Source organism: Flavobacterium sp. FlaQc-47 (assembly GCF_044006475.1).
Taxonomy (GTDB): domain Bacteria; phylum Bacteroidota; class Bacteroidia; order Flavobacteriales; family Flavobacteriaceae; genus Flavobacterium.
In genome coordinates this window covers 782,251-800,727 of record NZ_JBIPCQ010000003.1, presented here as the reverse complement: position 1 = coordinate 800,727, position 18,477 = coordinate 782,251, and the positions used below count along the sequence as shown (strand labels likewise).

Genomic DNA, 18,477 nt, shown 5'->3' with positions numbered 1-18,477 from the left:
ATGAAGAAAGCAATTATAATATGCATATTAGTCATTGGGATGATGGCAAATGCACAAACCAAAAATCAGATTACAACTAAACCATTACAATTGAACACAGTAAACAAAGGCTTTACCAACGATAGTATACTTGTATGGGGGGAAGATAAAGTTGTGAAATTTATACCTAAAAGTGAATTTAGTTTAGGAGCCACTCCAAACATTGATCTGGAAGAAATGATAACTAAAAATGGTACTGTTACCGGAAAGCAAACTTTTAAATTAGAGAGTAATGATCATATAACTTCAACCTATATGACGAATAATGAGATGGGATCACAGAATTCATCTGGAAAAGTTTATTTAAGAAACAATGCTTTGTCTTTTTCTTCAGGAGGTTCCTGTATTCAATTATCAAAATCTACAAATCAAAGACCAAGCACACAAACCTTTGTGACAATGCCAGATAACAACGGACAATTGGCTTTAAGAGATGAGTTTGCGTATGACAGTTCTGCCACTAAAGCAATATCTGCAACAAATTTAAATTCAGACTTTACAAATGCCCCAAATGGTTTTAAAGTTAGAACGCAAATTGAAGACCCATCTGACCCATCAAAATTTATCATGTATGAAAAGACTTCTACAGGATGGATCCAATACTCCTTTAAAACAGTAAATCCTTAAAATCAAAAATATGAACAAAACAAAAATTGCAGTAATCGTGAGTTTATTAATTGTCTTAACAGGATTCATCGACACGAAATTGGATCTATTGAAAGAAGCAGGATTTTCATTGGTAACGATCAATAGAATCAAATTACTTGGATTGTTTCTATCAGCCGCTTTAACTGGCATTACCCCTTTATTTTCGAAAGAAAAAAAGTAAAACTGATTACAAAATGAACGAATAAAAATTTAAAAATTAACCTAATCTTTATTTAAACAAATACGCTCAAAATTTTAAAAGAATAATTTTTTCTAAAAATCTTGGGTGTATAGAAAAATATTGAATTTATCTATTAAATATAATTAAAGACAAAAACATGGCAATACAAACATTAAATACAATAAAACAATGGTTTAGAACTAGTTTAAAACCAACACAAACTCAATTTTGGGATACTTGGGATTCCTTCCGTCATAAAGACGACAAAGTTCCCGTACAAGATATTGAAAATTTGAGCGAATTGCTTTCAACTAAGACTGAAAAGAATGACTTTAAAACCATTAACGGCCAGCCAATATTAGGATCTGGAGATCTGGTTATTAGTAATCAAACCTCAACTTTAAATGAAATTTTAGCTTCCGGAAATGACGGATTTGACAAAACAATAAGCCTTTGGAACGGACAAGATCAGGTTACCGGTATGGCGGGAGGATCAGCAAATTATAGCTCTATCTCTTTTCAGAAAACTGGTGGCATGTCATTTAATGAAGTTTATTTTCAAGATTATAATAGTAGATCACAATTAAACTTTGGAATTAATGGTGATTACAGTGGTAGAATTGGCATTACAAATCTTGATGCAGCTGAAGGAGAATATTCTTCCTTTAATAAAGAAACTACAATAAATTTAAAGTTGGGAGATAATAAAGTTAACTACACTTTTAATAACATTAACAGACCTGCGGGATCTTACGAAGTAGCCACATTAAGCGATATAGCCGAGGGAACACCCGTTTCTAAAACAAAGTCAGGTATTATTGATAATACATCTTTGCAAGAACTTGGAGGCGCTGATAAATTAATCAACGGCGTTAGAATTGGTCAGGGCGAAGGCACCGGAACTTCCAATACTGTTTTTGGTGTTAATGTGTTATCTGGAAATACGAGTGGTTCAAGTAATACCGGTATTGGTTTTGGAGTATTAAAAACAAACACCACCGGAGAATCAAATAGCGGATTAGGAGAGTCCGCCTTAAATGCAAACACAACCGGATCTTACAACGATGCCTTTGGAGGATATGCATTGAACAAGAATACCACGGGTTATGCTAACACTGCAGTTGGTGGATACGCATTAACAGAAAACCAAACATCTCAATTCAATGTCGCAATTGGTTGCAATGCTTTATCAACTATGGTTTCAGGATTAGGGCAATCTACTGCAATTGGAGCATATTGTATGTCTGATGCTACAAGTACAGATAAAAATGCCGCTATTGGTACCTACGCTTTGCGTTACAATACAACAGGATTTTCTAATACAGCTATTGGCCATACTGCCATGGGACTTAATACTTCTGGAAATTCAAATAATGCATTTGGTAACTATTCTTTGGGAGCTATAACGACAGGAGCAGCTAATATTGGTATTGGAAAAGCTGCAGGAAGATATATAACAACAGGAAACAGCAATATTTACATAGGATCAGAAGGAGTTTCAAGTGATGCTCAAGCTTCGGGAATCATCAATATCGGAAATAGATTCATTTCAAAAGAATCAAAAATATCTCTGATTGGTACACTAAATTTAGGAATTACACCGGTTTACGAAAATAACTCAACTGCTTTAGCAGGCGGTTTAATTAAGGGAGATGTTTATCGTACACCAACAGGAATATTAATGATTGCCTATTAATTTTTCTATTGATGTAAGAAAATAAAAAATAGTTTTATATCATAAATCATATTCCTTTCTATTGATACATCGAAGTTTACCAAAGTGCTTAAATGCTCTTTGGACTTCGATGTATTTTTATTAAATGCGAAATGCAAATTATTTGAAAGCGTAAATGTTAAAAGATTAAACCAGACTTCAACTTAATAAAAATTAACAGTAATCAACTAAAAAACAAACACTTAACCATATTTTGTTTCTACTGAAACTACTGAAAACGAAGGTTCAGTTTTTCGTTTTTCACACTCTTCTGCCCTATTTTTACATACTGTAATTTTCAATAATAGCCTCTGTTATATACACGGAAATTACCTCATACTTTCAGAATATTCAGAAGGTCCAAACCTCAACTTTAAGATCATTCTTAATTATCATATTAACAATTAAACATTTAACCAATCATGGATTATACACCAAGAGATTTAGGAGAAACACCTAAAATACCAGACATGAGTAATTTCAAAAATCCTTTGGGACAAACATCTAAAGCAAGCATTTTTATAGAGAGCTTCAATATTACACCTCTAAATGGTTCCGAGAAAAGTGAAAGCCTTTCTGAAGCCATAAGAAAAGAAAGCAGGGATAGCGCTATTTAAATATTCAGGAAATCATCAAACTTATTTCAGCTTAAACAAATCTTTAAAAACTATAAAAATGCCAGACGAAATAGCCATCCAAAAATTAAAAGAAAGATACGGTACGGTTTTAAAACTTACTTCAGATGACCAATTTATCACTACTTACTGCAAAAAACCATCCTTTAATACCTTTTTAAACTACCAGAATAAATACAAGGATAATCCGCATGAAGCGATCTTGTTTTTATTTAAGGAATGTGTATTGGATAATGAAAATTATGATGACGACTTCATGCTTTCTGCCGGAAATTCTATTGTAAACATAATTAAAAAGGACAGTGAATTCACAATTGATGCAACGCCCCAAAAAGATGAATTCAAAAAATCAGCAGCACTTATCAGATCAGCTTTTCACTTAGATCCTTATCAATTATCCATAGATGAGTTTTATAAGTTACTCGAAGAAGCACTTTGGTTACAAAAACATACCGAAAAAAGAATGGAGAACACGCTTATGACTGCATTTGCACAAACATTTTCAAATTAAATAAAATAAATAATTATGAAATTCAATTTTAACGTAAACGAAATTTTAAACACTAAAGAAACCGAATATACCGGAATTAATTATAACGAATCAGAATCGAAAGATTTTATTATTGATAAAACCGGAGGCGAATTTAACCTGAGGGTTTTTGCTCCTTTAGTTTTTGAACCTCTTGTAAAAAGCGATCTTAATTTACCAAGTCTTCGCATCGACGCTGTTACTGTAAATCTAAATCGTTCAAAAATCATTAAAAAAGAAGGAGTTGAAGGAAGAGATTCAACAATTAAAGAACATATTACAAATGGCGATTTTAGTATTTCGATAGAAGGATTAATCGCTAATGAAACCGGAGATGAATATCCTAAAGATAAACTTTTCCTGTTGAAACAATTCTTAAATGCCCCCTATTCTTTAAGAATTACTCATGCAATCCTGAACCGTTTTGGTGTTTATGAATTAGTGATTGATTCCTATTCAATTCCTTCTATTTCAGGGACAAAAAATATTCAAAAATTCACTGCCAGTGCCACATCAGATGAAACTGTAGAACTAATAATCAGAGACAATGCTTAAACTAAATGCCAAAATTAGAGTTTACGAAACCATAGGACTTATCCCCACGCCTAAGTTTTATGAATTCACCTATGTGAAAAATGTAGAAATAAACAGTTCGTACAAATCCCTTACCGATACGGCAACTATTGTAATGCCTCAAAAAGTATATACTGATACAAAGGGATTTGATCAAAGCTTATTTGCAAATGCAAGCGGTGAACAAAAAACAATTCACGACTTTTTTAAACTGGAAAATTTTATAGAAATATTTCTGGGTTATGATGGCAATTACAAACCTGCATTTAGAGGTTATATTACAGGAGTGCAATCAGATACAAACGCAACCATATCTTGTGAAGATGCGATGTACGCCTTTAAAAAAGTAAAAGCGGTAAAGAACGATGATGTTCAGGACAAAAATGATGTTTTGAATATTGTGTCAACAAATCCAACTACAAATGTTGAGAATTTTAATCCTAAAACTTTCTTCGAAAGAAGAATCAAAGAACTCAATTTACCTTTTAAAGTAAATGCCCTTGACGAAGAATTAGGAAATATCATGATTAATAGAAATCATAGTCTGGCTCAGGTTTTTGAGATGCTAAAAGACAAAGGAATTTACACGTATTTCAAAATCGAGGATCTAGCGCCAGTACTTACGATTACCAATAATCCGCAAGAACATACAATATCTGAATTAGCCGGTTTTATTGATCGAAATTTCATTAAAAGTCCGTTAGCAGGCACACTTGTCAAAAAATTAATTAATCAGGGACTTAGTCTTTTAAGTTCTAAGCTAAATAAAATTGTTCAAACCGTTACCGGAGGTTTTTTAGGAAGAGCCACTTTTAGATTTCGTTATAATATTATCGAAGACAAATTAGTAGTTGTAAAGGAATCCACTAAAAACACCCGCATAAGAGTTGAAAAATACTTTAAAAATTCAAATACACCAATTTATATTGAACTGGGCGATCCAAATGGTCAATTAATAAAAACACATGTTTTGCATAATGATTCTGATGATTTACCTAAAGATCCTACAGCTTTTGAAAATGCAGCAACTAAAGTAGCCTCAGAATTGTATCAATATGCCGCTTTAAGGGCAATGGAATCTAAACCTAGCGGATTTGAAGGCTCTTTTCTCACATTTGGCGAACCGTTTGTGCGTCCTACAGATAAAGTAATTCTTGAAAACGCAAAGGATAAAGAAAAAAACGGAACATTTCAGGTGGAGAAAGTTGAACGAAGCTACGGCGAAAACGGCTACAGACAAAGGATTTTTATAGGCAGAAGAGTAGAAGTAATCTAAAAAAACACAAATGGGAAATATAACAGATTTAATAAAAGATGTTGCCGGTAAAAATCAAATTATCGAAACTTTTGCGGCAAAAGTCATCGAAATAAATAAAGAAACAGAATCACTTCATAATCCGGAAGATGCGTACACTGTAAATATTATGCGAGCTGATGGTGCAATCATTAAAAATGTACGATTGAAAGCTTCAATTCTGGATCTGGAACAAGGAATTGTTACTATTCCTAAAAAAGACAGTTGGGTGTTAGCCACAATTATTGATGGAGTCGAAACGAGAGCTTTTGTTTCGCAGTTTTCTGAGGTCGAGCGTACTTTTATTCGCTTTAAAAATGAGCAGAATCAATACCTGGAAATCAATACTAATGCAGATAAATTTCAAATGTTATTCAAAGACAAAGAAGATTCTACTTCAACTTCGACACCTGAATACAAAAATATTGCGCAACTGGAATTTAATGGCAATCGATCAGATTCAAACATTAGCACAACATTTTATGATGCTGATGGTAAAGAAATTTCTAAAAACATCTTTACTGTAAATGAACAAAAAATTAGTATTAATGATGGAAAAACAATCTTTAATTTAAAAGATAAGGAAGCCAAAATCACTATCGAAGATGGTTTTGAAGCTATAATTTCCGATGTTAAAACTTCATTTAAAAAAGACAGCTTAACTTTTGAAATGGATGATAAATTTAAGATTGATGTTGGCGGAAAAAGCTTAAAAACAAAACTGGAAGAACTGATAGATGAAATAGGTAAAATCACCGTGACAACGCCGGTTGGACCATCTGGTCCTCCAATTAATTTACCTCAACTTACACTATTAAAAGGAAAACTAACAGAACTTTTAAAATAATAAAATTATGGCTTTAAATAAATCACTTTTAGAACAAGCAATAAAATCTTTTTTAATTGAAGAGAAAACAAAAAAAGATGATGGTGCTTCATCCATAGACAACATTGCAGCAAAATTAGCCACTGCTATTGACACATTTGTCAAATCAGGAACCGTCACGACCACAGTAACCACAACTGGTTCGGCATCAGCGCAAACCGGAACAGGAACCGGATCTATTTCCTGAATATTTTTGAATTAGTGTTAAAACCCCTCTTACTTAATCGCAAGAGGGATTTTTTATTTTACAGCAAACGGCAATTTTTTTACAAATCTTAATTCAGCTTCTTCCTCAAAGCCTCTTCCATTTCATAGAATTTACTTTCGAGATCATGAATCTTTTCATAAATATTAATTGGATCGGGCATTTGCTTAGACGCGTACATACTTGCGTACCAAACTTCCAGAATATCTTCGGCATAAATAGAATACATGGGGTAATTTCCGTCTCTGTTATCTGATTTCAGGATTAATTTTCCGCTTTCCCTGATTCGGTTTAAAACTCTTTTTACCACCACTCCATCATTCTTGCTGATGATAACATAAATTCTTCCGTCGAGAATATCATCAAAATTATCGACATATTTTCCAAACAGATAATCGCCGTCATGTATTGTAGTTGACATCGAATTTCCTTTTATTTCAAAACACCTAAAAGTTCCGTTTTTTAACATTGGCATACTAAAAGATGGAAGACTCTCCATGTATTCCGGATCAGCATATCCGTCTAAATAACCGGCTCTTGCTTTTACTCCAACAAAATTAATATTTTCTTCACCGTCTTCATTTACGGTAATAATCTTTGGAAGCTTTAAACCAACTTCTGTAGTAGTTACTGCCTGATTGATAAACATTTGATCACTCTCTCCAAAAAAATAATCCGGATTTACATTACAATGAGTGATTATACTTTGAAGCAGGTCAAAACCTGGTTTGGTTTTCTTTCTGTCTCCATCTGCCTGCAATCTGCCAATTGTGATACTATCTATTGTAGTACTGGTTACTCCTATCAACTTTGCAAATGAGTTATTATTTAAATTCATCTCATCTATAATACGTTTTATCTTAGTATGTATTTCCATGTTGTATTGCTTATATTTTTATTGTGTAATATGTTTTGATTAACATAAAACATTCCACTATATGTTGCAAAATTAAATAATATATAATAAATAATTGCAATCTTTTACAATTATTTTACAAAATACCTGATATTCAATACATTTGTAATTAGTTTCTTATTGAATTACTTTAATATCGAATCAAATTAAATAAATCATATTACTGAAACTATTGCATTTTTTAGTGTAATATGTTGTATATTTTAAAACATATGTTGTATATTTGTAAAAAAATAATCCATCATATGATTCTAAAAGACTTTTATACCGAAAAGAAGATCGCAATCGAAAATGAGCTTTCTACGTTTGCACCAACCGTACATTTATACAGTGATGCTATTTTTAAAACTGAAATTACTGCACCTGTAGTAATGTTCAAATACGATACAATAACATGGGAAACATCATCTGAAAAAAACTATAAAGCAGATGTCGCTTTTTGCCTTTATGTTGTACTTCCTGTTGGAACTATTTCATCAACAAGTTATGAAAATGTATTTGAAATTGCACACAGGATTGACAAAGCCGTCTTGTCAAATACCGCAAGTAATTCATTTATAGATACAAATTCAACATTTAAAGTTAGAGAAAAGCAATGTAATAACGATGATGTTCATTGGGATAAAAACGATTACTTTATTTGGGAGATAACATACAAAACGACGTTAATAGAAAATATCCTAAAAAAGAAATATATCCTATTTAACAACGGATTAAGTAATGAAGCTCTTGAAGAACTTGGATATAATTTGACATCAGACATAATAGCAATAAACCCTAATCAGGTTGAAGGCACTATAGATTTAAATACCACAAAATAATCCGGTTAAAATAATGAATTAAAATTGTCAAACTTAAATACCACACTTTTAAAAAATATGACATAAAACTACAGACTCAAACAATACCACCTATTAAAATAAATCAAACCATACTTTTTTAAAATCCCAAACATGAAAAGAAGCAGAACACTATTAGACAAAAGGAGAGATTATGTGATCAACTACCTAAATAGAAATCAAGCTAAACAAATGAAAGTTGTAGTATCTGAACTTTCGGATAGTTTGTTCCTTACAGAACGCACTATTTATACTATAATTAATGAAGGGCTTGCTACAGAAGCCAGAGCTTAAAGCACTGAAACTACTGGTTTTGAGAATAAAAAAAATTGGAAAAAGCCATCTTAAGACTTAAATTTGTACACGATGGGAAAAGCAAATTTACGTCTTGGCCAAGAGTAAAATCCAATTAAAAACCAGCTTACAAAAAACGTCCAAAAATACCAATCTGCTTTTTGGATTCTACAATACGAATACTTTTTCAACACATTAAAAATTAGCAACAACTACAAGTTTAACCACTTGTTACAGCCAGTCTTTTGTCATTTTTTAAGCAAAAACAAATTTTAAACATTTAAAACAATTTATATTATGAGTACATTAAACGATGTGGTAATTACCAAACTATCAGGCGGATTAGGAAGAAGAAATCCGGAACAAGACATGGTTTCAGGATTACTTTTTGACGGAGTTGCCACTACAAAATTAACAGTGAACAAAATTGAGCGTTTGGTTTCATTAGAAGATGCTGAAGCTTTAGGTATTACTGCTGATTATGATGTAGTTGGACAATCTGCTTATTATCAAATTCAGCAATTTTTCAGAATGAATCCTTCCGGAGATTTGTATATTATGGCAACTACAGGAAGTTCATATCAGGATATCGCGGAAAAGGCGATGAATATGCAAGAGGAGGCAAATGGTAATATTCGCCAAATGGCAATTATTTTTAGTGGCGAAACATCATTTGAAGCAACAAAGGCCACAGTTACAAAAGCACAAACGCAAGCATCTCTTGGTTATAAAGATTATATGCCTTTTGAAGTAATTTTAGAAGGAAAAGGTTTTGATGCTGATACAGCTACAAGTTTAGCCGAATTAAATGCAGAAAATGTATCTGTAGTGGTAGCTATGGATGTCGAGAAAGCATTTGAACAGAAGTTATTTAGAGAAGACGATAATACAGTTTACAATCTCGCTCCCGGGGAAAAATTGGCACGAATAGAAGATACAAATGTTTTTAACGTGATTACTACTGAGGGCTACAAAGAAGAAGATGGCGCTTTTCTTCAATTTCTTTACAAAGAGGTGTACAAAAACACAGCAGCAGTTGGATTAGCTTTAGGAGCTGTATCAAGAGCAAAAGTATCTGAAAACATTGCATGGATCGAAAAATTCAATCTTACTGGTGAAGGTTTTGCAAAAGCAGGTTTTATTGGCGGACAGGAAATTAAAACTCTTGGAACTTTAAGCGAATTAAACGAGAAAAGATACGTTTTCACGAAAACACATACTGGTTTGGCTGGTGTTTATTTTAATGACAGTCACACTTGTACAACCGGTACATCTGACTTTGCTTATGTAGAGAACAACCGTACAATCAATAAAGCAACTCGTTTATTGCGTACCGCTTTATTGCCAAAATTAGCTTCTCCGGTTTTAGTTGACATTGATGGTAAATTGCCACAATCTGTTTCTAAAAACTTTGAGGGTTTGTGCAGAAGTGCTTTAGAAGGAATGGTTGCAAATCAGGAAGTTTCTGATTTTGATGTGTATGTTGATCCAAAACAAAACATTTTAGCCACTTCAGAATTAAGAGTAAAAGCAGAAATTACTCCTATTGGAACTGCCCGTAAAATTATGGTTGATTTAGGATTTAAAAATCCTTTTGGAATCGACAAAGCATAATTATTAAGTCCAATATAATTTTCAAATAAAAATAAAAATTCACCAATTATATCGCCACAAATTCATTTGTTACAAACGCAAATGATTTAAGGTGATAGTTCCTGAACGTTATCGGGATTTCTAAAAATAAAAAAACTACATATGAATAAATTACCATTAATTAACGGACAACAACACAGCTGGTCATCTATTGAAGTAAGTATTGCAGGTAATATCGTTACCGGAATTACAGCAGTAAACTATAGCGATTCAGTATCTAAGGAAAATCATTACGGAGCCGGAGATATGCCTGTACACAGAGGTAGAGGAAAATATGAGGCAAAAGCTTCAATCACTTTATACAATTATGAAGTAGAAGCAATTTTAGCCGCTTTACCAAAGGGACAAAGATTGCAGGATATCAATCCTTTCAGCATCATTGTGAGCTATCTAGACGACAGCAATGAAGTAATTACACACACGGTTAGAAACTGCGAATTTAACTCAAACAGCAGAGGAATTAGCCAGGGAGATACTAAAATCGCGGTTTCTTTTGATTTGATCTGTTCTCATGTTGAGTGGAACTAATCTGCATAAATTACCACTACTAAAACCATAATACCCATTCCCTGTATCTAAAACCGACTAAAAAGAGAAAACCATTATCAATTGCGTCATGCAAAAAGGAGTTCCAGGAACATGATTTTTGTTTGCAAACTTATTATACAAGCTCTTTATTAGTCCGTTTTTAGTCAGGGAATCTTCTTCAGGAGGCTGCTTCGAGAATATTCAACTCCAAAACAATAACTCAGGCAGTCTCTTTTTTTATCATCCAGTCAACGAAATAATTCTCATTTCAAAGACTTTATAAAAACATCATTACATCAGAATTCAACTCTTCAATCATAAAAAATAAAACCGTTTTAAAATGGAAAAAACAATCTCAAAAACCGTAGATGTTCTTGACGGAAATATCACTCAGGCTCAGTTAAATCAATGGAAATACAAACACAAAAAAGTAGTCAAACTCACGATTGCAGATGATGATGAAACTATTTTATTTGCGTATTTCAAAAAACCGGATATCGCTATTCGTTCGGCCGTATTACAAGCTTCAAAAATGGACGAATTTAAAGCTCTCGAAGTATTATTTAAAAATTGTTATTTGGGCGGCGATGCCAAAATTGAACAAGAAGACGATTTACGTCTTAATATTACCACAGCATTCTCAGATCATATTCAGCCAAAACCTGTTAAAGTAGAAATACTATAATAAACACCTTTTTTTATCCTTTTTCTGTAAAACCAAAATCATGATTAAAACCCATAACATAGAACTAAATGACACAAGCCCTTCAGAAATGACAAGGTTTAGACAAATTATGCTCAACATTTGGCGACAGCAGATTGAGGATAATAGGAATGCTGTAGAGATGGAGAAGTTTCTGATAGAGCGATATGAATCTCCTAATTTACTCATTAATAATTCAAAAGAAGGAAGCCCCATATATGGGCTTGACGGTGAGTATTTAGGAATAAATCTAAACACTCCGAAAAATAATGATTCTGCTTTTCTAGGAGAAAAAGATGGTAAAGACGGATTTAAAAATCTTCGAAAAATTACAGACAATCATACTAAATTCATACAAAAGGCATCAACTGTATATGGAGAAAGTTCTGCTTATAAATCAGACATGACAGAAGATTTAAAGAAGGAAATGTTTGCAATTGCTTATGTTTTAGAGCGAAATACTGTTGCATATGGAGAGAATAGCGAATTAGCCAAAAAATTCAGATCTACTTCAAAAGAAAAAAGAAATGGAACTAAAATGCAATGTGGGATAGCTGCAGAAATAAATGTTTTAATTAATGGATTTGATTACAGTTCTGATGCTGATGCATGGGATGGTCAAGAACAAGCTTTGTTTAATTCTGAAGATTATCGCTTTTCAACAGGAAAATTTGAGTTACATAAAAATACACTTGGATGGAAAATTTCAGAGGAACATTATAAAATATGGTCGAAAAATATTGGCAGGAATTTTGATGCTCCTCAAATTAGTTTTACGGCATATTTTGACAAGACATCTGCCACGGAATTTGATAAGAGATTTATTAAAAATCATAAAAATCATAAAGAAGGCAGAATTAATCTTAAATCTACAGCTGTATATAACAAAACTATTTTTTGGAAGACTTTAAAAGGTAAAGATATAATAAAAGCTTACCCTTGGAATATTCCAAATCTCCCAGCCGAGCCTGGATTTTTAGATAATTTTAAAAAATAATTCATGAAAATTCAAAAACTTCTCTTTCTCCTAATTTTAGCAACAATCATAAGTTGTAATAAGACGGTAAAAAAAGATGAATCTAAATCTCTAGACAAAAAATCTACAGTAAAAAAACATTCTATAATTACTTTGACTATAGACAATGAAAAGATATGTGATTATTATTTTGATGAATCTAAAAAACTAGTTAAATTTCAGGAGCGCAGTAGCAATGGAAAATTGTATCAAGAAATTAATCTAGAATATAAAAATGGTAAATTTGATTACGCATTTTTCGGATCTGATAAAAAGGAGAAAGATGACTGGTCTTCCAATTACTATTCAAATATTGAATCATATAATGATTTTTTAACTACAAAAAATATAAAAATTGATAATCCTTTTATGCTTTCTAGTGAAGTAAGTGATATTGAAAAGTTAATGGCCAATATCGAGAGTTTTCAAAAAATAAGCAGAAATGATCAAACTATTTTCAAATCTAAAAAACTAAATCTCAATATAAGATTTAATCCATCTAAAATAACACTATTTATTCCCCTTAATTCTATTATAAGTAATTTCGAATATTTACTAGATAAAAATGGATATTTGATCAAAGAAACTATTATATTTAATGATGGTGTATTAACTGTAAAGTATTTTTACAACAACCAAAAGATAAATAAAATTATTTATTCTGTAAGATATAATGATGGAGAAATGTTAGTGTCAAATCAAAATTATATTTATCTAAAAAGCTAATGAACCTAAAATAAATCAAATGTAAAAGTTTTAAATAGATTAATTTATATACTTAATGAACTTAACAGAAATTCAAGAATATTTTTCAAATAGTTTGGTAGTATTCGCAAACAATGATATGATTAATCAGTATGTTTCAAAAGAAACATCAGATATTCTATACAATATTGGATTACCGAATCACACTACCTTTGGTGGAGATTATGAGTTTTTTGGAAATGTCGAATTATTAGATAAAAAGTTTTTAAAACTTGGTACTAAAAATACTTTTATTAATGAGCCATTCGGGTTATGTGTTGACATTGAAACTCAGGCAATAATAGGGAGAACCCATTATCGTACTGTAGGAATAAGAACATATACTATAAACAAGAATCTAAAAACATATCTGGAATATTTATACACATACATACGCTTTAGAAGTGAAGTGAAAATTCCTCAAACATTGGGACAATACCATTTACATCATGAAAAATATGCTCTGGAATTAAAAAACAGATTAATGGCTGTAGATAAAGATGACGTTAATACCGATTTTTGGTATAGTTCTATTGGAGAAATGGAATTGGGAGTTATCTAATAATTTTAAATACAAAATTTGGGTTTCAACTATTCTAAGTAATTCGAATTTGTGCTCAAAATCTCATGTATTTAAATAAATTCATAAAATAAAATAAGGCACTATGAATAATTTGCTTAATCTGGATTTTTTATATTTAAAATTTAATGAAAACTAAAAAATCTCAAATAAATATTAACCTTGCAAGAGCAATTGCAGAAGCTATAGGACTTAATCCGAAAGTTTACCCTCATTTTGATGATAATAATTTAAACAGTATAGATATCCTGGAATGTACTGATCCTTTAGATCAAAAAAAAAGTTTTTTTTGTACCATAGGTCTTTCAGATATTCCTGTGAAAATTCTAAATGATGAGCAAGATTTTGGTATAGAAATATTTATTGTTGCTAAAGACAAAAACGAATTTGCATCTACATTACTTTCGTCATGTTCTTTTTTTATTGGTAAAGATAATTGGGAAGCCAGACCCGGAACTATATTTAATGATCTCATAACATTATACGACAAAAACTTAGAGATGAAGCATATCTATTTTACAGAACCATTTTTATGGCAGGATAAATTAGAGCAAATATCATCTAAAATAAAAGAAAAAAATGTTTTGTTTCTACTCGCAGTTCCCATTTCAGAAAGTGAATTATTTTACAAAAATAAAAATGGAGATGAAGAATTTGAAAAATTACTTTTCTTAAACAATGATATTGATTTATTTGATTTCAACAGAAAATCTGTTATCTAAAAAACAAACTGCTTAATGAATGAATACAAAAGAACAAGTAATTGAAAACTTAAAAAGCTGGTTCAAAAAAACGAATGTACTTACCTACGACAAAGACATTGGCTTAAACTATAGAGAAAAAGAATTAAAAGGATTAAGAGACGGTAGCGAAAAAGAAGTTTTTATTGTCTCTTTTAAAACAGAAAGTGATATAGAATTTAATGAAAATGGTGAAATTACTTCATTATTCGAAGGAATGTATTGTTTTGCTTATTTTGATGCAGAAACATTAGAGTTGCTTTATATAATGAAAAAAGCAGGATACATAGAAGTTGATGGTTCTTATTAATCAAGCATTTAGTTTATGATATAATTATGAATACAAAAGAACAAATAATTGAGAACTTAAAAAATTGGCTTAACAAGATAAACGTAATTTCATACGAAGAACGTATTCCCTTAAATTGTTGGGACAAAGAATTAAAAGAATTAAGAGATGGAAAACAAAAAGAAGTTTATGTAGTAACTTTTAAAACAAAAAGTACCAATATAGAGTATGATGAAAACAATAAAATTATTTCATTTTTCGAAGGAATGTATTGTTTCGCTTATTTTGACGCATACACATTAGAATTGCTTTACATTAGTAAAAAAGATGGATATATCGAAGTTGATGGTTCTTACTAGTCTTTTTAAAAGAATAAAATATGGGAAATCATTTATACGAAAACGGAGACTGGATATTTATTAGTAATTCAACTATTAAAGAAAAAACTAATAGGGATTTCTATCCTGTTGATTTAGAATCTAAAAATAGAAAATGGGGAAGTAATAAAAATTTAGACTTAAAATATTCTATCGTTTTAGATCTATTAAAAGAAGTTGTTCCAGAAAAAGTTAATAAAAAAGGAATAATAGATATTGAATTTTCGAGGGAAGAAATTTCAGAAATAAAGACAATCTTTGAACGTGAAATAAATCACTTATTATCTATCAGAAAACTTGCAAAAGATGGATATACTATAATAGTTTTTAATAAAGAAATCAAAGTTGACACAAGAAATCAAGCTCAAACAGATGGCCGCCTAGTAACTTTTAATGATATTTATTTAATTGCAAAAGAATGTCTGGATAAAAACAAGCCAATGTATTTAAGTATTGATTAAATTCTATTACAAAAATATAATCCATTACAAACCCCTTTTTCAACTCTAGAAAAACGGGATTTTTTTGTCATTATCTTCTTTTCAAGCTATAAAACAAAGCTACAAAAAGTAAAATTTCTTCTACTGAAACTACTGACTTACAGCTCCCTATTATTTTTCAAACACGCTATTTCGGCGTATTTTTACAGTGTTCTTAAAGCTTATGTCACTTCTTAAATGTGATTCATAAAAAGAGGCTTTCTCGATTTATTTACCCGTTTTTCTTAACCGTAAATAAATCCTAAAACATAAATAATCTTACCTAATAATAAAAAAACCTAATTGTCTTTAAACAATTAGAAAGGCTTTTTATTCTCAAAATTTGAAATCATTAATACATACAAATATGGATCAAACAACAAAAAAACACATTGATTTACTTCATCCTTCGGTCAGGGACGAAGTTGCAAAAATCATCGAGGAATGCGATCTCGCTTTAACCGGAAAAGCAAAAGTTCGCATTACGCAAGGACTCAGATCTTTTCAGGAACAAGAGGATCTTTATGCTTTTGGCAGAACAAAACCAGGAAAAAAAGTAACGAATGCAAAAGGCGGTCAGTCCATTCACAATTATGGATTTGCCGTAGATATTTGCCTCATTATAGATGGAAAAATAGCTTCGTGGGATACGGCAAAAGACTGGGATAATGATCAAATTTCGGATTGGCAGGAATGTGTCGATATTTTCAAGAAATACAACTGGAGCTGGGGCGGCGACTGGAAAACTTTTAAAGATCTTCCGCACTTTGATAAAAAAGGGTACAGCGACTGGAAAGTGCTCAGTAAACTAAAACGCGATAGAAAGAACTATGTAATCTTATATAAATAACTGATGAAAGATTTAAACTTAAAACCTCTTGCCCTATTAATTGTCTTTTCTTTTGCGATTTCTTCCTGCACCTCAACCAGAACAGCCTTATTCGATCAATATTCTTATGAAAAAACAATTGAGTTAAAAGTTGAAACAACAAAATTAATCAATAAAGCGACAACGCCTTATGATTCTCATAAAGAAGAAATTGAGAATCTATTCCTGAATATCGAAAAATTAGCCGAATATGAAAAAAATAAACCCAATAACGAGATCACATTTGAGATGTGGAAAATTTTAACTGATAAGGAAAAAAAACTTTTGGCTGGATTGTTCAAACACTGGCAAACAAAAGGAATTTTATCTCCAGTTTTTCTGGATGAATCCAAAAAACAGGTTTTAGATGCTTTGGATTTATTGATTCAATATGAAAGTAAAAAAGACAAAGAATCTAAAGATGCGCTTTTAGAATTAATCAACCTCAACACCTAAAAACATGAATAACGATCTATTATTACAAGAACTAAAAAGTAAATTAAAAACTATTATAACAAAAAGTTATAAAGATATTCAACCCGAATTAGAAAAAGATCTAAATGTATTTTTAGAAACATCCAGAGAAAAACTGGAACGCTGGATTTTTCTTTTTTCTACCGGCGATATAACGGAAGAAGAATTAGAATGGCTCTTAAAAAGCCAACTTGATCTAGTCACATTGCAGGCATTACAAACAACAGGAATTTCAAAAATAAAACTGAATGCTCTTAAAAATAATATTTTAAAAACCCTTTTTAAAATTATCCTGGAACTAATAATTCCGGTTGTTTAATGTCATAATCCAAAGACTAAAAACAGGAAAAAAAACATCACAACAAACTGATTACGAGGTGATTTTAAAAAACACTAACTTACTGAAACTACTGATTAGCAAGCCTTAAAATCTTGGTTAAGGACAAATCATAGCGTATTTTTACAGTATCAAATAAAACATCATCTTTTTATTATGGCGCACTAATCTAAAGGTGATATTACTAGAAAAAGCATCTCATAAAAACAACAAATAATAAACGATATATGAAAGATTTTATCATCGAGGATGACTTGTTAATTATAAAAGGAGATTTTGCAATTAATGATGCAGATCAACAAAACATTGAACATTTACTATTAACTCAAAAAGGAAGTTATAAAGAATTTCCAATTCTTGGTGTTGGAATCAAAAAATACATCAACAGTCCGGATGCTACATCCAGGCTTAGACTAGAAAACGAAATAGACAAACAATTATCGTATGACAAATTCTATGTAAAAACATTAGATGTCAACGATTTACAAAACATTAAAATCGATGGGAACTATTAAACCACAGGAAAACCAAAACATTTTTGACATTTCTTTACAAGAATATGGAAGCATAGAAAAGGTATTTGACCTTTTAGAAGACAATGATCAATTCAATCTTACAGAAGATCTTTCTGTTTATCAGGATTTAAAAATAGGCAGAGAAGCCTTTAAAAAGGATATTGTTGAATATTACAATTCCAGAAAATTAAAACCCGCAACTGCTATTACAGACGAGGAACAATATTTACTGGATAATTTCTCCGGAATTGATTATATGATTATTGAAGATGATTTTATCATTTATTAGTCGATAATTTTTTAAATATCCCGAAAATCCCGGTTCTAAACTTCTTCTTTTTAGAAATCTCTAAAAGATAAACTACGCTCTGTAGTATTCACAAAAAAAAACATAAACAATTATCTATAAGCATTTTACACAT

At 31.0% G+C, this 18,477-nt stretch carries 27 protein-coding genes; 26 read left to right on the top strand and 1 reads right to left on the bottom strand.

What is annotated here, in order from left to right; translation table 11 throughout:
* From ACHRVX_RS13055 to ACHRVX_RS13015, 9 genes are all read left to right on the top strand, one after another.
* Entirely contained in the window at positions 1–666 is a 666-nt protein-coding gene (locus ACHRVX_RS13055) for a hypothetical protein (protein WP_395332826.1), read from the top strand.
* 10 nt (positions 667–676) lie between these two features.
* Positions 677–868, top strand: a complete 192-nt coding sequence (locus ACHRVX_RS13050; RefSeq protein WP_395332824.1) for a hypothetical protein — start codon at positions 677–679, stop codon at positions 866–868.
* 157 nt (positions 869–1,025) lie between these two features.
* Positions 1,026–2,564: a hypothetical protein gene (locus ACHRVX_RS13045; protein ID WP_395332822.1), complete on the top strand. Its 1,539-nt coding sequence runs from the start codon at positions 1,026–1,028 to the stop codon at positions 2,562–2,564.
* A 440-nt stretch (positions 2,565–3,004) separates the two neighbouring features.
* Positions 3,005–3,199, top strand: a complete 195-nt coding sequence (locus ACHRVX_RS13040; protein WP_395332820.1) for a hypothetical protein — start codon at positions 3,005–3,007, stop codon at positions 3,197–3,199.
* A gap of 58 nt (positions 3,200–3,257) precedes the next feature.
* Entirely contained in the window at positions 3,258–3,728 is a 471-nt protein-coding gene (locus ACHRVX_RS13035; RefSeq protein WP_395332818.1) for a hypothetical protein, read from the top strand.
* 15 nt (positions 3,729–3,743) lie between these two features.
* On the top strand, positions 3,744–4,301 hold the full coding sequence (locus tag ACHRVX_RS13030) for a DUF6046 domain-containing protein (RefSeq protein ID WP_395332816.1): 558 nt from the start codon (positions 3,744–3,746) through the stop codon (positions 4,299–4,301).
* A complete protein-coding gene (locus ACHRVX_RS13025; protein WP_395332814.1) occupies positions 4,294–5,595 on the top strand; it encodes a hypothetical protein in 1,302 nt (433 codons plus the stop codon). The genes ACHRVX_RS13030 and ACHRVX_RS13025 overlap by 8 nt, the downstream gene beginning before the upstream one ends.
* A gap of 10 nt (positions 5,596–5,605) precedes the next feature.
* Positions 5,606–6,460, top strand: a complete 855-nt coding sequence (locus tag ACHRVX_RS13020; RefSeq protein WP_395332812.1) for a hypothetical protein — start codon at positions 5,606–5,608, stop codon at positions 6,458–6,460.
* Between the two features lie 7 nt (positions 6,461–6,467).
* On the top strand, positions 6,468–6,686 hold the full coding sequence (locus ACHRVX_RS13015) for a hypothetical protein (protein ID WP_395332810.1): 219 nt from the start codon (positions 6,468–6,470) through the stop codon (positions 6,684–6,686).
* 88 nt (positions 6,687–6,774) lie between these two features.
* Here the strand turns inward: ACHRVX_RS13015 and ACHRVX_RS13010 are convergent, their stop codons facing one another.
* Positions 6,775–7,581 carry a S24 family peptidase gene (locus ACHRVX_RS13010; RefSeq protein WP_395332808.1) on the bottom strand — a complete coding sequence of 269 codons (807 nt, stop codon included), beginning with the start codon at positions 7,579–7,581 and terminating at the stop codon, positions 6,775–6,777.
* Between the two features lie 284 nt (positions 7,582–7,865).
* Between ACHRVX_RS13010 and ACHRVX_RS13005 the strand changes: the two genes are divergently transcribed.
* The 17 genes from ACHRVX_RS13005 (at position 7,866) to ACHRVX_RS12925 (ending at position 18,344) form a co-directional block, all read left to right on the top strand.
* Positions 7,866–8,441, top strand: coding sequence for a hypothetical protein (locus tag ACHRVX_RS13005; RefSeq protein ID WP_395332806.1), 576 nt, complete (start codon positions 7,866–7,868; stop codon positions 8,439–8,441).
* 132 nt (positions 8,442–8,573) lie between these two features.
* Positions 8,574–8,753 carry a hypothetical protein gene (locus tag ACHRVX_RS13000; RefSeq protein ID WP_394775416.1) on the top strand — a complete coding sequence of 60 codons (180 nt, stop codon included), beginning with the start codon at positions 8,574–8,576 and terminating at the stop codon, positions 8,751–8,753.
* Positions 8,754–9,050: 297 nt separating this feature from the next.
* Positions 9,051–10,367 carry a DUF2586 domain-containing protein gene (locus ACHRVX_RS12995; RefSeq protein WP_395332803.1) on the top strand — a complete coding sequence of 439 codons (1,317 nt, stop codon included), beginning with the start codon at positions 9,051–9,053 and terminating at the stop codon, positions 10,365–10,367.
* Between the two features lie 141 nt (positions 10,368–10,508).
* Positions 10,509–10,934 (top strand): hypothetical protein, encoded by a 426-nt coding sequence (locus ACHRVX_RS12990; protein WP_035684757.1) that lies wholly within the window; start codon positions 10,509–10,511, stop codon positions 10,932–10,934.
* Between the two features lie 340 nt (positions 10,935–11,274).
* Positions 11,275–11,619, top strand: a complete 345-nt coding sequence (locus ACHRVX_RS12985) for a hypothetical protein (protein WP_395332801.1) — start codon at positions 11,275–11,277, stop codon at positions 11,617–11,619.
* A 40-nt stretch (positions 11,620–11,659) separates the two neighbouring features.
* Positions 11,660–12,634, top strand: a complete 975-nt coding sequence (locus tag ACHRVX_RS12980) for a hypothetical protein (protein ID WP_395332799.1) — start codon at positions 11,660–11,662, stop codon at positions 12,632–12,634.
* A 3-nt stretch (positions 12,635–12,637) separates the two neighbouring features.
* A complete protein-coding gene (locus tag ACHRVX_RS12975) occupies positions 12,638–13,378 on the top strand; it encodes a hypothetical protein (protein ID WP_395332797.1) in 741 nt (246 codons plus the stop codon).
* Positions 13,379–13,496: 118 nt separating this feature from the next.
* A complete protein-coding gene (locus ACHRVX_RS12970) occupies positions 13,497–13,958 on the top strand; it encodes a hypothetical protein (protein WP_395332795.1) in 462 nt (153 codons plus the stop codon).
* 146 nt (positions 13,959–14,104) lie between these two features.
* Positions 14,105–14,698, top strand: a complete 594-nt coding sequence (locus ACHRVX_RS12965) for a suppressor of fused domain protein (protein ID WP_395332793.1) — start codon at positions 14,105–14,107, stop codon at positions 14,696–14,698.
* Between the two features lie 19 nt (positions 14,699–14,717).
* On the top strand, positions 14,718–15,026 hold the full coding sequence (locus ACHRVX_RS12960) for a hypothetical protein (protein WP_395332791.1): 309 nt from the start codon (positions 14,718–14,720) through the stop codon (positions 15,024–15,026).
* A 26-nt stretch (positions 15,027–15,052) separates the two neighbouring features.
* Positions 15,053–15,364 (top strand): hypothetical protein, encoded by a 312-nt coding sequence (locus tag ACHRVX_RS12955; protein ID WP_395332789.1) that lies wholly within the window; start codon positions 15,053–15,055, stop codon positions 15,362–15,364.
* Between the two features lie 20 nt (positions 15,365–15,384).
* The gene (locus ACHRVX_RS12950) at positions 15,385–15,843 is read left to right on the top strand and encodes a hypothetical protein (protein WP_395332787.1); all 459 of its coding nucleotides are present in this window, start codon (positions 15,385–15,387) and stop codon (positions 15,841–15,843) included.
* A 385-nt stretch (positions 15,844–16,228) separates the two neighbouring features.
* Positions 16,229–16,711 carry a M15 family metallopeptidase gene (locus ACHRVX_RS12945; RefSeq protein ID WP_395332785.1) on the top strand — a complete coding sequence of 161 codons (483 nt, stop codon included), beginning with the start codon at positions 16,229–16,231 and terminating at the stop codon, positions 16,709–16,711.
* A 3-nt stretch (positions 16,712–16,714) separates the two neighbouring features.
* On the top strand, positions 16,715–17,185 hold the full coding sequence (locus ACHRVX_RS12940) for a hypothetical protein (RefSeq protein WP_395332783.1): 471 nt from the start codon (positions 16,715–16,717) through the stop codon (positions 17,183–17,185).
* A gap of 4 nt (positions 17,186–17,189) precedes the next feature.
* A complete protein-coding gene (locus ACHRVX_RS12935) occupies positions 17,190–17,522 on the top strand; it encodes a hypothetical protein (RefSeq protein ID WP_395332781.1) in 333 nt (110 codons plus the stop codon).
* Between the two features lie 245 nt (positions 17,523–17,767).
* The gene (locus ACHRVX_RS12930; RefSeq protein ID WP_213306519.1) at positions 17,768–18,055 is read left to right on the top strand and encodes a hypothetical protein; all 288 of its coding nucleotides are present in this window, start codon (positions 17,768–17,770) and stop codon (positions 18,053–18,055) included.
* The gene (locus ACHRVX_RS12925) at positions 18,042–18,344 is read left to right on the top strand and encodes a hypothetical protein (RefSeq protein WP_395332779.1); all 303 of its coding nucleotides are present in this window, start codon (positions 18,042–18,044) and stop codon (positions 18,342–18,344) included. The genes ACHRVX_RS12930 and ACHRVX_RS12925 overlap by 14 nt, the downstream gene beginning before the upstream one ends.
* The last annotated feature ends 133 nt before the right edge of the window (positions 18,345–18,477 follow it).

Coding starts and splice junctions, on each gene's coding strand:
- ACHRVX_RS13055 (WP_395332826.1), top strand. CDS start 1: ATGAAGAAAGCAATTATAATATGCATATTAGTCATTGGGATGATGGCA.
- ACHRVX_RS13050 (WP_395332824.1), top strand. CDS start 677: ATGAACAAAACAAAAATTGCAGTAATCGTGAGTTTATTAATTGTCTTA.
- ACHRVX_RS13045 (WP_395332822.1), top strand. CDS start 1,026: ATGGCAATACAAACATTAAATACAATAAAACAATGGTTTAGAACTAGT.
- ACHRVX_RS13040 (WP_395332820.1), top strand. CDS start 3,005: ATGGATTATACACCAAGAGATTTAGGAGAAACACCTAAAATACCAGAC.
- ACHRVX_RS13035 (WP_395332818.1), top strand. CDS start 3,258: ATGCCAGACGAAATAGCCATCCAAAAATTAAAAGAAAGATACGGTACG.
- ACHRVX_RS13030 (WP_395332816.1), top strand. CDS start 3,744: ATGAAATTCAATTTTAACGTAAACGAAATTTTAAACACTAAAGAAACC.
- ACHRVX_RS13025 (WP_395332814.1), top strand. CDS start 4,294: ATGCTTAAACTAAATGCCAAAATTAGAGTTTACGAAACCATAGGACTT.
- ACHRVX_RS13020 (WP_395332812.1), top strand. CDS start 5,606: ATGGGAAATATAACAGATTTAATAAAAGATGTTGCCGGTAAAAATCAA.
- ACHRVX_RS13015 (WP_395332810.1), top strand. CDS start 6,468: ATGGCTTTAAATAAATCACTTTTAGAACAAGCAATAAAATCTTTTTTA.
- ACHRVX_RS13010 (WP_395332808.1), bottom strand. CDS start 7,581: ATGGAAATACATACTAAGATAAAACGTATTATAGATGAGATGAATTTA.
- ACHRVX_RS13005 (WP_395332806.1), top strand. CDS start 7,866: ATGATTCTAAAAGACTTTTATACCGAAAAGAAGATCGCAATCGAAAAT.
- ACHRVX_RS13000 (WP_394775416.1), top strand. CDS start 8,574: ATGAAAAGAAGCAGAACACTATTAGACAAAAGGAGAGATTATGTGATC.
- ACHRVX_RS12995 (WP_395332803.1), top strand. CDS start 9,051: ATGAGTACATTAAACGATGTGGTAATTACCAAACTATCAGGCGGATTA.
- ACHRVX_RS12990 (WP_035684757.1), top strand. CDS start 10,509: ATGAATAAATTACCATTAATTAACGGACAACAACACAGCTGGTCATCT.
- ACHRVX_RS12985 (WP_395332801.1), top strand. CDS start 11,275: ATGGAAAAAACAATCTCAAAAACCGTAGATGTTCTTGACGGAAATATC.
- ACHRVX_RS12980 (WP_395332799.1), top strand. CDS start 11,660: ATGATTAAAACCCATAACATAGAACTAAATGACACAAGCCCTTCAGAA.
- ACHRVX_RS12975 (WP_395332797.1), top strand. CDS start 12,638: ATGAAAATTCAAAAACTTCTCTTTCTCCTAATTTTAGCAACAATCATA.
- ACHRVX_RS12970 (WP_395332795.1), top strand. CDS start 13,497: ATGATTAATCAGTATGTTTCAAAAGAAACATCAGATATTCTATACAAT.
- ACHRVX_RS12965 (WP_395332793.1), top strand. CDS start 14,105: ATGAAAACTAAAAAATCTCAAATAAATATTAACCTTGCAAGAGCAATT.
- ACHRVX_RS12960 (WP_395332791.1), top strand. CDS start 14,718: ATGAATACAAAAGAACAAGTAATTGAAAACTTAAAAAGCTGGTTCAAA.
- ACHRVX_RS12955 (WP_395332789.1), top strand. CDS start 15,053: ATGAATACAAAAGAACAAATAATTGAGAACTTAAAAAATTGGCTTAAC.
- ACHRVX_RS12950 (WP_395332787.1), top strand. CDS start 15,385: ATGGGAAATCATTTATACGAAAACGGAGACTGGATATTTATTAGTAAT.
- ACHRVX_RS12945 (WP_395332785.1), top strand. CDS start 16,229: ATGGATCAAACAACAAAAAAACACATTGATTTACTTCATCCTTCGGTC.
- ACHRVX_RS12940 (WP_395332783.1), top strand. CDS start 16,715: ATGAAAGATTTAAACTTAAAACCTCTTGCCCTATTAATTGTCTTTTCT.
- ACHRVX_RS12935 (WP_395332781.1), top strand. CDS start 17,190: ATGAATAACGATCTATTATTACAAGAACTAAAAAGTAAATTAAAAACT.
- ACHRVX_RS12930 (WP_213306519.1), top strand. CDS start 17,768: ATGAAAGATTTTATCATCGAGGATGACTTGTTAATTATAAAAGGAGAT.
- ACHRVX_RS12925 (WP_395332779.1), top strand. CDS start 18,042: ATGGGAACTATTAAACCACAGGAAAACCAAAACATTTTTGACATTTCT.